At 70.5% G+C, this 12,067-nt stretch carries 13 protein-coding genes; 7 read left to right on the forward strand and 6 right to left on the reverse strand.

The annotated features are described in order from the left end of the window. Nucleotides 1-29 precede the first annotated feature (29 nt). The 3 genes from deoC to CF8_RS14670 are packed head-to-tail and all read left to right on the forward strand — an operon-like array spanning nt 30 to nt 3,333. Entirely contained in the window at nt 30-995 is a 966-nt protein-coding gene (gene deoC / locus CF8_RS14660; protein WP_010833888.1) for a deoxyribose-phosphate aldolase, read from the forward strand. 11 nt (nt 996-1,006) lie between these two features. Beyond that, the gene (locus CF8_RS14665; RefSeq protein WP_010833889.1) at nt 1,007-2,470 is read left to right on the forward strand and encodes an aldehyde dehydrogenase family protein; all 1,464 of its coding nucleotides are present in this window, start codon (nt 1,007-1,009) and stop codon (nt 2,468-2,470) included. Then, nucleotides 2,470-3,333, forward strand: coding sequence for an aldehyde dehydrogenase family protein (locus CF8_RS14670; protein WP_010833890.1), 864 nt, complete (start codon nt 2,470-2,472; stop codon nt 3,331-3,333). Before CF8_RS14665 ends, CF8_RS14670 begins: the two co-directional genes overlap by 1 nt. A 24-nt stretch (nt 3,334-3,357) precedes the next feature. On the opposite strand, the gene CF8_RS14675 is transcribed toward CF8_RS14670, so the two are convergent. Further along, complete coding sequence (locus CF8_RS14675) at nt 3,358-5,052, reverse strand: substrate-binding domain-containing protein (protein ID WP_010833891.1); 1,695 nt, start codon at nt 5,050-5,052, stop codon at nt 3,358-3,360. A 151-nt stretch (nt 5,053-5,203) separates the two neighbouring features. Between CF8_RS14675 and CF8_RS14680 the strand changes: the two genes are divergently transcribed. Together CF8_RS14680 and CF8_RS14685 are read left to right on the forward strand one after the other, a co-directional pair. Then, entirely contained in the window at nt 5,204-5,806 is a 603-nt protein-coding gene (locus CF8_RS14680; protein ID WP_084623117.1) for an ATP-binding protein, read from the forward strand. Continuing rightward, nucleotides 5,803-6,366, forward strand: a complete 564-nt coding sequence (locus CF8_RS14685; RefSeq protein WP_010833893.1) for a hypothetical protein — start codon at nt 5,803-5,805, stop codon at nt 6,364-6,366. The genes CF8_RS14680 and CF8_RS14685 overlap by 4 nt, the downstream gene beginning before the upstream one ends. Here the strand turns inward: CF8_RS14685 and CF8_RS14690 are convergent. After that, nucleotides 6,350-7,429: an adenosine deaminase gene (locus tag CF8_RS14690; protein WP_010833894.1), complete on the reverse strand. Its 1,080-nt coding sequence runs from the start codon at nt 7,427-7,429 to the stop codon at nt 6,350-6,352. The genes CF8_RS14685 and CF8_RS14690 overlap by 17 nt on opposite strands. Before the next feature lie 18 nt (nt 7,430-7,447). Between CF8_RS14690 and CF8_RS14695 the strand changes: the two genes are divergently transcribed. Continuing rightward, nucleotides 7,448-7,900 (forward strand): MaoC family dehydratase, encoded by a 453-nt coding sequence (locus tag CF8_RS14695; protein WP_010833895.1) that lies wholly within the window; start codon nt 7,448-7,450, stop codon nt 7,898-7,900. Here the strand turns inward: CF8_RS14695 and CF8_RS14700 are convergent. The 4 genes from CF8_RS14700 to CF8_RS14715 are packed head-to-tail and all read right to left on the reverse strand — an operon-like array spanning nt 7,897 to nt 10,799. Next, entirely contained in the window at nt 7,897-8,853 is a 957-nt protein-coding gene (locus CF8_RS14700) for a TIGR01777 family oxidoreductase (RefSeq protein ID WP_010833896.1), read from the reverse strand. The two genes, CF8_RS14695 and CF8_RS14700, sit on opposite strands and share 4 nt — an antisense overlap. Beyond that, the gene (locus CF8_RS14705; protein ID WP_010833897.1) at nt 8,850-9,092 is read right to left on the reverse strand and encodes a hypothetical protein; all 243 of its coding nucleotides are present in this window, start codon (nt 9,090-9,092) and stop codon (nt 8,850-8,852) included. Before CF8_RS14705 ends, CF8_RS14700 begins: the two co-directional genes overlap by 4 nt. A 31-nt stretch (nt 9,093-9,123) precedes the next feature. Then, nucleotides 9,124-10,401 (reverse strand): thymidine phosphorylase, encoded by a 1,278-nt coding sequence (locus CF8_RS14710; RefSeq protein WP_010833898.1) that lies wholly within the window; start codon nt 10,399-10,401, stop codon nt 9,124-9,126. Continuing rightward, nucleotides 10,398-10,799: a cytidine deaminase gene (locus tag CF8_RS14715; RefSeq protein WP_010833899.1), complete on the reverse strand. Its 402-nt coding sequence runs from the start codon at nt 10,797-10,799 to the stop codon at nt 10,398-10,400. Before CF8_RS14715 ends, CF8_RS14710 begins: the two co-directional genes overlap by 4 nt. Before the next feature lie 147 nt (nt 10,800-10,946). Here CF8_RS14715 and CF8_RS14720 point away from each other — a divergent pair, with 147 nt between their 5' ends. Beyond that, on the forward strand, nt 10,947-12,041 hold the full coding sequence (locus tag CF8_RS14720) for a BMP family lipoprotein (RefSeq protein WP_010833900.1): 1,095 nt from the start codon (nt 10,947-10,949) through the stop codon (nt 12,039-12,041). The last annotated feature ends 26 nt before the right edge of the window (nt 12,042-12,067 follow it).

Consider the following 12,067-nt stretch of genomic DNA (forward strand, 5'->3'; position numbering starts at 1 on the left):
GTTGCCCGTCCCAACCCTATGCTGGCTCGGTGACGACAACTTCTGCCTCAACGGCGAGCGCGGGAGTCTTCGACGACATCACAGCGTCGGAGTCATCCCTTCGCCGGTTCCTGCACGGCCTGCCCGGTGTCGACCAGGTCGGCGCCGAGGCGCGGGCCGCGGGCCTGGGCACGCGGTCGATCAAGACCACGGCCAAGAGCTTCGCCATCGACCTCGCGATCCGGATGGTCGACCTGACCACCCTCGAGGGCGCCGACACCCACGGCAAGGTGCGGGCGCTGGCGTCGAAGGCCATGCGCCCCGACCCGGCCGACCCGACGTGCCCGATGACCGCCGCCGTGTGCGTCTATCCCGACATGGTCGCCACCGCCAAGCAGACGCTCGGCACCTCCGGCGTGCACGTCGCTGCCGTCGCGACCGCCTTCCCGAGCGGGCGCGCCGCGCTCGACATCAAGCTCGCCGACACCCGCGACGCCGTCGAGGCGGGCGCCGACGAGATCGACATGGTCATCGACCGTGGCGCGTTCCTGTCCGGGCGCTACCTCGACGTCCACGACGAGATCGTGGCCGTCAAGCAGGCCTGCGGGCCGGCCCACCTCAAGGTCATCTTCGAGACCGGCGAGCTGCAGACCTACGACAACGTCCGCCGCGCGAGCTGGCTGGCCATGATGGCCGGCGCCCACTTCATCAAGACCTCCACCGGCAAAGTGCAGCCCGCGGCCACGCTGCCGGTCACGCTGGTCATGCTCGAGGCCGTTCGCGACTTCCGGGAGCAGACCGGCCAGATGGTCGGCGTGAAGCCCGCCGGCGGCATCCGGACGACGAAGGACGCGATCAAGTACCTCGTCATGGTCAACGAGATCGCCGGCCCCGACTGGCTCGACCCGGACTGGTTCCGCTTCGGTGCCTCCACGCTGCTCAACGACCTCCTGATGCAGCGCACCAAGATGGTCACCGGCCGCTACTCCGGCCCCGACTACTTCACCCTGGACTGAGGGAAACAGACATGGTCAAGGTCCCCGAGAAGGCCACCGCCTTCTTCGAATACGCCCCCGCACCCGAGTCGCGCTCGATCGTCGACATCAAGGCCTCCTACGGGCTGTTCATCGACGGCGAGTTCGTCGACGGCCACGGCAAGAGCTTCAAGACGATCAACCCCGCCACCGAGGAGGTGCTGGCCGAGGTCGCCGAGGCCGACGAGTCGGACGTCGACCTCGCCGTGAAGGCGGCCCGCCGCGCCTACACCCGCGTGTGGGGTCGGATGCCCGGCAGCGAGCGCGCGAAGTACCTCTTCCGCATCGCCCGGATCATCCAGGAGCGCGGGCGCGAGCTCGCCGTCCTCGAGTCGATCGACAACGGCAAGCCGATCAAGGAGTCGCGCGACGTCGACATCCCCGTCGTCGCCGCCCACTTCTTCTACTACGCCGGCTGGGCCGACAAGCTCGAGCACGCCGGTCTCGGGACCGACCCGCGGCCGCTCGGCGTGGCCGGCCAGATCATCCCGTGGAACTTCCCGCTGCTCATGCTGGCGTGGAAGATCGCGCCTGCCCTGGCCGCCGGCAACACCGTCGTGCTCAAGCCGGCGGAGACCACGCCGCTCACGGCCCTGCTCTTCGCCGAGATCTGCCAGCAGGCCGACCTCCCGCCGGGCGTCGTCAACATCGTCACCGGGGCCGGTTCCACCGGCCAGGCCATCGTCGCCCACCCGGACGTCGACAAGGTCGCCTTCACCGGCTCCACCGACGTCGGCAAGGCGATCGCACGCGCCACGGCCGGCACGAGGAAGAAGGTCACCCTCGAGCTCGGCGGCAAGGCCGCCAACATCGTCTTCGACGACGCTCCCATCGACCAGGCCGTCGAGGGGATCGTCAACGGCATCTTCTTCAACCAGGGCCACGTCTGCTGTGCCGGCTCGCGCCTGCTCGTGCAGGAGTCGATCGCCGACGAGGTGATGGAGCGGCTCAAGCGCCGGATGTCCACCCTGCGCGTCGGCGACCCGCTCGACAAGAACACCGACATCGGGGCGATCAACTCCGCCGAGCAGCTCGCGAAGATCCGCGAGCTGTCCGACATCGGCGAGTCGGAGGGCGGCGAGCGCTGGTCGCCCGCGTGCGACCTGCCCAAGAACGGCTTCTGGTTCCCGCCCACGGTGTTCACCGGCGTCACCCAGGCCCACCGGATCGCCCGGGAGGAGATCTTCGGGCCGGTGCTGTCCACGCTGACCTTCCGCACTCCCGCGGAGGCCGTCGAGAAGGCCAACAACACCCCGTTCGGGCTCTCGGCCGGCGTCTGGACCGACAAGGGCTCGCGCATCCTCTGGATGGCCAACCAGCTCCGCGCCGGGGTGGTGTGGGCCAACACGTTCAACAAGTTCGACCCGACGTCGCCCTTCGGCGGCTACAAGGAGTCGGGCTACGGCCGCGAGGGCGGCCTCCCGGGCCTCGCCGCCTATCTGAAGGGAATCCACTGATGGCGCGCATCGACGTGAAGAAGACCTACAAGCTCTACATCGGTGGTGAGTTCCCCCGCTCGGAGTCCGGGCGGACCTACGTCGTCAACGACGCCCAGGGCAACCTGCTGGCCAACGCCGCCCAGGCCAGCCGCAAGGACGCCCGCGATGCCGTGGTGGCCGCGCGCAAGGCCTTCGGCGGCTGGTCGTCGAGGACGGCCTACAACCGCGGCCAGGTGGTCTACCGCATCGCCGAGGTGCTCGAGGGCCGTCGCGACCAGTTCGTGGCCGAGCTGCGTGCCAGCGAAGGGGTCACCGCCGCCAAGGCCAACACCTTCGTCGACGCCGCCATCGACCGGCTCGTCTGGTACGCCGGCTGGGCCGACAAGATCACCCAGGTCGTCAGCTCCGCCAACCCGGTCGCCGGGCCCTTCTTCAACATCTCCGCGCCCGAGCCGACCGGCGTCGTCGCCGTCGTCGCCCCGAGCGGTCCACTGCTCGGGCTCGTGAGCGTCGTCGCTCCGGCGATCGTCACCGGCAACACCTGCGTCGTGATCGCCAGCGAGGCACACCCGCTCACCGCGATCACGCTCGGCGAGGTGATGGCCACCTCCGACCTGCCCGGCGGCGTCGTCAACTTGCTCACCGGCTCGGCCGCGGAGATCGCCCCCTGGCTGGCGTCCCACATGGACGTCAACGGCATCGACCTGACCGGTGTCACCGACCCCGACCTCGCGACCTCGCTGGAGGTGGCGGCCGCCGACAACCTCAAGCGGGTCCGGCGAGCGCCCGAGGCACCGGTCGACTGGTTGGCGACGCCCGGCATCGACCGGCTGACCGACTGGTTGGAGACGAAGACGGTCTGGCACCCGATCGGGGTCTGAGACCCCGACCGGGAACCGGCTGGCTCAGCGGGACAGCAGACCGCCCGCCAGCACCGTCAAGATGTCGCGCGGGTCCCGTGCCTCATAGGCCTGACCGCCGGTGACCTTCGCCATCGCAGCGAGGGCTGCCATGTCGGCGTCGGTGCCGATGCCGACCGGGATGATGCGCACGGGTCGGTCCGGGTTGTGCAGCTCCTCGACCTGCTCGAGCAGCTCCTCGAGGCTGATCGAGCCCGGGTCGTCGTTGGCGCCGTCGGTGAACAGCACCAGGCTGTTGTAGTAGGCCGGGTTGTACTCGCGGTTGGCGACCTTGTAGGCCTCCAGCATCGTGTCGTAGGTGCCCGCGCCGCCGCCCGTCAGGGACGGCAGGATCGCGACCTTCGCCTTCAGCAGCTCGAGCTGCGTGTCACCGTCGCCGGTCGGCGCGTCGAGACGACGCAGCGGAGCCAGCTCACGCCAGTCCTGACCGGCACCGCCCTGGTTGATGGAGTAGGACCAGATGCCGATCCGGGCGTGGTCGGGGAAGACGTCGAGAGCGGTGGCTGCCGCATCGGCGGCCAGCTCGCTCCGCGACAGGGAACCCTCCACGGTGTCCATCGAGGACGACGCGTCGAAGACGGCCAGGACGCTGGACGGCACCGTGAGGATGCTCCAGCTCTTCATGGTCGAGTCCACCTGGTTGCGCTGCGCGGCGGGCAGCTGCTTCGTCGCCTCGACACTCTCGTCGTCGGGAAGCGGTGCGCCGTCGGGTGCGCGCAGCTTGTCGTCCGCGATGGCCGCGAGGCCCTCCTCGGTGGTGAACCACGCGGCGAGCCGTTCGCCGGTGCGCCCGGCGACGTCGAGTGAGCCGGAGCTGACGGCGATGCCTCCCTCGGCGGCGTCCGGCTGCACGAGCGGGAAGTTGAGCACGGCTGCACCGGTGGCCGGGGTCGACCACGTGAGGGAGTCGTTGCCGCGTCGGGCGATCAGGAAGTCCCGCTCGGTGGCCGGGATGAGCCGGCGGCTGCCGGCCGGGATCGTGTCGAGCGTGACGGGGCGCTCCTGTCCGGCGGCCAGCTTGGCACCGAACTTCTGCGCGACCGGCACCAGGGCGTTCTGCGCCGCAGCGACGTCGCCGCCGCGCTCGACGGCTTCGGCGAGAGGTGCCAGCAGGGTCTGGGCGAAGGCTCCGCTGGACAGCGGGTCCGTCTTCACGAGTCGCGGGGAGGAGAGCGCTTCGAGCCACGTCGCCGGCCGGGGACCGGGGGCGCCGCCGGCCAGGCCCACGGGGCTGGTGGCGAGGGAGGGCACGAGCACCTTGCCGGTCAGGTCGGCGCCGGCCAGCACGGTCTGCCATCCCGGGGAGTCGGGGACCCACAGGTCGGGGATCACGTCCTCCTCGCCCTCGTCGACCTCTTCCTGGGCCGCCGCCACCTCGGCCACGGTCGCGGAGCTGACCTCCAGCTCGACGCACTGGCCGTTGTCCTCCATGTCGGCGACTGCCTCGTCGACGAGGTCGGCCATCGCCGGCGCGACCATCACCGTGACGGTCGTGGTCGCGGAGCTGCAGCTCGCGGCGGCGTCGGAGTCGTCGTCGCCGAACAGCGACACGCCGAACCAGCCGACCGCGGCCACGAGGGCCAGCACCACACCGATGCTGGCCCAGCTGCGGCGGTCCGACTCCGGGTGCGTGGGCGTCTCGTCGGGCTCGGGCGGGGTGATGGCGTGGGCGCCGAACATGAACGTGCCTCTCGAAGCGAAACAGGGGATTTGCTTGGCAGACGATATGCGCTGTCACGCGTGGGGACGGCCCGAATCCACAAACTGCTCCCGCACACCGCACGTGGCCCCGGGCGACGTTTGCGTGGCTCGGCGCGGCACAATGTTCCTCGTGCCTGCCCGTGTGATCGTCCTGGCCGGTCCCAGCGGAGCCGGCAAGTCGCGACTGGCCCAGCGCCTGGGCCTGCCAGTCCTGCGGCTCGACGACTTCTACAAGGACGGCGACGACCCCACGCTGCCGACGATCGCGACAGGCGCCAATGCCGGGCTGGTGGACTGGGACCATCCTGACTCGTGGCTGCACGACGACGCGCTGACAGCCCTCACCGCCCTGTGCCACCACGGCACGACCGAGGTGCCGGTCTACGAGATCGCCCGCAACGGTCGCTGCGGCAGCCGACCGCTCGACCTGGGCGGCTCGTCCCTCTTCGTGGCCGAGGGCATCTTCGCGCCGGAGATCGTCCCCGAGTGTCGCCGCGCCGGCCTGCTCGAGGCGGCGTTCTGCATCACCCAGCGACCCGTCGTCACCTTCTGGCGGCGACTGACCCGCGACCTGCGCGAGCGGCGCAAGCCCCCGGTGATGCTGCTGCGGCGCGGGCTGGACCTGATGCGCGGCCAACGCCGCGTCGTGGCCCACGCGGTCAGGCTCGGCTGCGAGGTCGCCACCCCGGACGAGGCCTACGCCCGCCTGAGCGCCGAACGCAGTCCCAGATGAGCCTCTCCGAGACCGGCCGCCTGGTCCTGGGGCGACAGCTCCAGCAACCCGACCAGCGCAGCTGCGGCGCAGCCGTGGCCGTGATGGCCGAGGCCCTGCGCAACGACGGCTATGCGCGGCGCCTGCTGGCAGGAGGCGACGAGGAGTTCGACCGCGAGGTCTTCGCCATGCACCGCCGCCTCACCGGGCCGGTCGACGCGACCGGCTCCCTCCAGGCCCCGTGGCTGAGGATCGTCGGCACTCCCCCGTGGGCGCTGGCTCGCCAGCTCGCTCGCAGGTCCGACGGGCGACGCGTCGTGCCAGCACGGTTCCGACCGGGCAGCGCCTGGGCCGCGATGACCGCCAGCCTCGCCCGTGGGGAGCTGGTCCCGGCCTACGTCGGAAACCGCCGGCTCCCTCGCCATGTCGTGCTCGCCGTCGAGCAGCTCGAGGACGCCGTACGCATGTATGAGCCCGGCTCCGGACGGCTCGTGCGCGCCACCCGCGAGGAGTGGACCGAGGGACGCCTGCTCCTCGGGGGCTGGCGCGAGCCCTGGTTCGTGGTCAGCGCTCGGCGATGAGGGCTGCGTAGCCCGGCTTGATGACCTCGTCGATGATCGCGAGCCGCTCGTCGAACGGCAGGAACGCCGACTTCATCGCGTTGATGGTGAACCACCGCAGGTCCTCGAGGGCGTAGCCGAAGGCCTCGACGAGGCCGGACATCTCGTCGGTCATCGAGGTCTGGCTCATCAACCGGTTGTCGGTGTTGACGGTGACGCGGAAGCGCAGCCGCGTCAGCAGCCCGATCGGGTGCTCCGCGATCGAGGCCGCGGCCCCGGTCTGGATGTTGGACCGCGGGCACATCTCGAGCGGGATCCGGCTGTCGCGGACGTACGCCGCCAGCCGCCCCAGCTCGACCGAACCGTCGTCGTGGACGGTGATGTCGTCGACGATGCGCACGCCGTGCCCGAGCCGCGCGGCGCCGCACCACTGGATCGCCTGCCAGATCGAGGGCAGGCCGAAGGCCTCCCCCGCGTGGATCGTGAAGTGCGCGTTCTCCCGCTGGAGGTACTCGAACGCGTCGAGGTGACGGGTGGGCGGGAACCCGGCCTCGGCACCCGCGATGTCGAAGCCGGCGACCCCGCGGTCGCGCCAGGCGATGGCGAGCTCGGCGATCTCCATGGAGCGGGCCTGGTGACGCATCGCGGTCAGCAGCTGCCGTACGACGACGCGCCCGCCGGCCGCAGCAGTGCCCTGGTCGAAGCCCTCCTGCACGGCAGCGACGACCTCGTCGAGAGTCAGGCCCTGCTCGACGTGCTGCTCCGGCGCATAGCGGACCTCGGCGTAGACCACACCGTCGGCGACCATGTCCTCCACGCACTCGCGCGCGACCCGGGTGATGGCCGGCCCGGTCTGCATGACCGCGACCGTGTGGTCGAAGGTCTCGAGATAGCGCTCGAGCGAGCCGGAGTCGGCGGACTCGACGAACCAGCGCGCCAGGCCCTCCGCGTCGGCGGCCGGCAGCTCGTGGCCACGCTCCGCGGCGAGGTCGATGATCGTCTGCGGTCGCAGGCCGCCGTCGAGGTGGTCGTGCAGCAGGACCTTGGGTGCACGACGGACGTCGTCGCGGGTGGGAGTGCTCACCCCCCTATCCTTCCAGCCATGCGCACATTCACCACCCTGGAAGAGGTCGCCGCGTCGGCCAACACCGAGATCGGCACCACCGACTGGCTGGTCGTCGACCAGGAGCGGATCAACCTCTTCGCCGACGCCACCGGCGACCACCAGTGGATCCACGTCGACGAGGAGCGGGCGAAGACGGGACCGTTCGGTGCGACCATCGCCCACGGCTTCTTGACGGTGAGCCTGCTGCCGCACTTCAACACCGAGTCCTTCGCGCTCGAGACCCCGGGTGCGCGCCTCAACTACGGGCTGAACAAGGTGCGCTTCCCGCACCCCGTCCCGGTCGGCTCGCGGCTCCGCTCGCACGTCTCCTTCGGCGACGTCACCGACCTCGCGACCGGCAAGCAGCTGGCGATCCGGCACACCGTCGAGATCGAGGGCGTCGACAAGCCCGCCTGCGTCGCCGAGCTCGTCGTCCTGCTCCTCGCCTAGCGTGCGCCGGCCGCGCGTCCGGCGAGATCGCGGGCGGCCTCCGGCCACGTCGGGAAGTCGAAGGCGAACCCCGCCTCCACCAGCCGGGCCGGGACGACACGACGACTCTTGAGCAGCAGCTCCGTGTCGCTGCGCAGCACGAAGGCACCGACCTCGGCCATCGACCTGGTCGCCGGCAACCCGAACCGGCGACCGACCGCTCGCCGCAGCACGCGCATCAGCTCGCGCTGCGGCAGCGGATGGGGCGAAGCGAGGTTGACCGCCCCGCTGAGGTCGTCGCGCTCCAGCAGCAGCTCGACGGCGCGGACGAAGTCGCTGTCGTGGATCCAGGAGACGAACTGCTGTCCCCCGTCGACCGGTCCGCCCAGGCCCACTCGCGCCAGCACCCGGAGCACGTCGAACACCCCACCCCGGTCGGGACTCATCACCATCGCCGACCGGAGCGCGACCTTCCTGGTGGCCGGGGTGTCCGCCTCCTGCTGGGCGGCCTCCCAACGCCGCGCGATCTCGGTGCTGAACGCCCAGTAGGCCGGGACGTCGGGCTCCTCGCCGCCGATGACGCCGTCGTGCTCGTCGTTGGCTGCGTCGAAGCGGTGGCTGTAGATCGTGGCCGTGCTCGCCTGCAGCCACACCGTCGGTGGCCGCTCGGCGCGCTCGACCGCACGACCCACGGCAAGGGTCGAGTGGACGCGCGAGTCCATCATCTCGGCGAGGTGCTCCTTGGTGTAGCGGCAGCTGACCGTGCGGCCCGCGAGGTTGATCACCGCGTCGGCGCCGTCCACCTCGTGGGCCCACTCCCCGACGGTGCGGCCGTCCCAGAGCACGTGCCGGATCACGGGCTCGAGTGGTGTGACGTGTCGGCTCAGCACGACCACCTCGTGTCCGGAGGCGGCGAGTGCCCGCCGCAGGATTCCTCCGACCTGTCCCGTTCCCCCGGGGATGACGATCTTCATGCCCGAAGCCTATTCAAATTTTTGAACATGTTCAACTCTACGGCGGCCAGCGCGCCGAGGGCGACGAGGGCCTGGGCCACGGCCGTGGCGCCCAACGCCATGACCATCGCGCGCGACCGGAGCCGCGCGAGCACGGTCCCGATCACGAGGACGGCCAGCACGGCGGCGTACACATGATCGGGGCGCCCGCCGTCGCCGATGATCCCGAGGGCACTGATCGAGGCGATCAGGAACAGCACCGTCGCGGCGGGAAGATCGTGCGCAGGTCGATCAACCGATCCGGTCGATGACCAGGGGCTGGGGCGTGAAGGCACCGTCCCCGATGTCGTAGCCGCCCTCGAGCGAGGCGAGCGCCCGGTCGAAGCGTTCGGGCTCGTCGGTGAGCAGCGTGAACAGCGCCTGCCCCTGCGTCACGGTGTCGCCGGGGCGGGCGTGCCACACGACGCCGGCGCCGTCCTGCACCGGGTCCTCCTTGCGGGCGCGGCCGGCGCCCAGCCGCCAGGCTGCGAGGCCGACGGCCATCGCGTCGAGGCGGGTGAGGGTGCCGCTTGCGGGCGCGTTGACGACGTGCGACTCCTTCGCGACGGGCAGTGTCGCGTCGGGGTCGCCGCCCTGGGCGCGGATCATCCTCTTCCAGGCGTCCATCGCCGAACCGTCGGCCAGCTTGTCGGCCGGGTCGACGCCGGTCACACCGGCACCGGCGAGCATCTCGCGGGCCAGCGCCAGCGTCAGCTCGACCACGTCGGCCGGGCCGCCGCCGGCCAGCACCTCGACCGACTCGGCGACCTCGATCGCGTTGCCGGCGGTCAGACCGAGCGGCGTGCTCATGTCGGTCAGCAGGGCGACGGTGTGCACGCCGGCGTCCTTGCCGAGCCCGACCATCGTCTCGGCCAGCTCGCGCGCCAGCGCCTCGTCCTTCATGAAGGCGCCGGTGCCGACCTTGACGTCGAGCACCAGCGCCCCTGTGCCCTCGGCGATCTTCTTGGACATGATCGAGCTGGCGATCAGCGGGATGGCCTCGACCGTGCCGGTCACGTCGCGCAGCGCATAGAGCTTCTTGTCGGCGGGAGCGAGCCCGTCACCGGCCGCGCAGATGACGGCGCCGACCGACTCGAGCTGGGCGAACATCTCCTCGTTGGACAGCGCCGCGCGCCAGCCCGGGATCGACTCCAGCTTGTCGAGGGTGCCGCCGGTGTGGCCGAGGCCGCGCCCCGACAGCTGGGGTACGGCGACTCCGCACGCCGCCACGAGCGGCGCCAGCGGCAGGGTGATCTTGTCGCCGACCCCGCCGGTGGAGTGCTTGTCGGCGGTCGGCCGGGACAGGGTGGAGAAGTCCATCCGCTCGCCCGAGGCGATCATCGCGGCCGTCCAGCGCGCGATCTCGCGCGGCACCATGCCGTTGAGCAGGATCGCCATGGCCAGCGCGGACATCTGCTCGTCGGCGACGTCGCCACGGGTGTAGGCGTCGATCACCCAGTCGATCTGGCTGTCGCTCAGCTCGCGGCGATCGCGCTTGGCGCTGATCACCTCAACGGCGTCGTGGGTCACGTGCGGTCCTCCAGGTCGAGGTCGAGGTCGTCGGGTCCGAAGGCCTGGGGCAGCACCTCGGCCATCGTGCGGACGCCCAGGGGCGTCTCGATGAGCAGGTCCGCCCCGCCGTGCTCCCACAGCAGCTGGCGGCACCGGCCGCACGGCATGATCACCTCGGCAGCGCCGTTGACGCACACGAAGTGGGTCAGGCGGCCGCCGCCGGTGACGTGCAGCTCGGAGACCAGCCCGCACTCCGCGCAGAGCGTGGCGCCGTACGCCGCGTTCTCCACGTTGCAGCCGACGACGAGCCGGCCGTCGTCGACCAGGGCGGCCGCGCCGACGGGGAAGTGGGAGTAGGGCGCATAGGCGCGCCGCATCGCGGTCGTCGCCTCGGCACGGAGCTCGTTCCAGTCCATCGGCCTCACTATGACGCATCTTGCGGCGAGGAGGTCTCGAACCGGCTTCGGATTCACTCATTGCCTTCCCACGCCGGACGACTTGCAGGCATCATTCACACCGACAAGCGGTCCCACTCCGGGGGCCGACTGATTTTGGAGGCATCTGTGAGGAAGACGAAGAAGGTCGTCGTCGGCGGCATCGTGGCGCTGCTGGCGTCCGCAACCCTGGCCGCTTGTGGCGACGCTCCCGAGGAGGACAACGGCACCGGCGGCGAGGCCACCGCGAGCGACTTCCTGCCCTGCATCGTCTCCGACGCGGGTGGCTTCGACGACAAGTCGTTCAACCAGCTGGGCTTCGAGGGCGCCACGCAGGCCGCCGAGGAGCTGGGCACCGACCTGAAGCCAGTCGAGTCCAACAGCGAGAACGACTACGGCCCCAACCTGGAGAGCCTCGTCGCCGAGGGCTGCGACACGATCGTCACGGTCGGCTTCGCCCTGTCGGCCGCCACGGTCGAGTCGGCCACGGCCAACCCGGAGATCGAGTACGTCCTCATCGACGACGCCGCGGACAACGACTTCGACGGCACCAAGGACGCCGAGAACGTCAAGCCGCTCCTCTACAACACGGCCGAGGCCGCGTTCCTGGCCGGCTACGCCGCTGCCGACTACACCAAGACCGGCGTGATCGGGACCTACGGCGGCATGGAGTTCCCGACCGTCACGATCTTCATGGACGGCTTCAGGCAGGGCGCTGACTACTACGCCCAGGAGAACGACAAGAAGGTCAAGGTCGTCGGTTGGGACGGCAAGACCGGCTCCTTCACCGGTGGCTTCGAGGCCAACGAGGCGGCGACCAGCACGGCTCGCCGCATCATCGAGCAGGACGCCGACGTGATCCTGCCGGTCGGTGGCCCGATCTACCAGGGTGCGCTCACCGCGATCGCCGACTCCGGCAAGGACGTCGCGATGATCGGCGTCGACGCCGACGTCTACGAGACCGACCCGAACACCCAGGACGTCATCCTCACCTCGATCCTGAAGAACATGAAGGTCTCGACCTACGAAGCCGTCCTGGAGGCGGGCGAGGGCGACCTCGACTTCGAGTCCTACGTCGGCACGCTCGAGAACGACGGTGTCGGCCTCGCGCCGTTCCACAACTTCGAGAGCAAGGTGTCCGAGTCCCTGGCCGCCGACCTCGAAGAGGTCAAGGCCGGCATCATCGACGGCTCCATCGAGGTCACCTCCTACCTGGCTCCCTGAGTCACGTAGACGATCCCGTCCCCGGG

It is taken from the genome of Nocardioides sp. CF8 (assembly GCF_000389985.1).
GTDB lineage: Bacteria > Actinomycetota > Actinomycetes > Propionibacteriales > Nocardioidaceae > Nocardioides > Nocardioides allogilvus.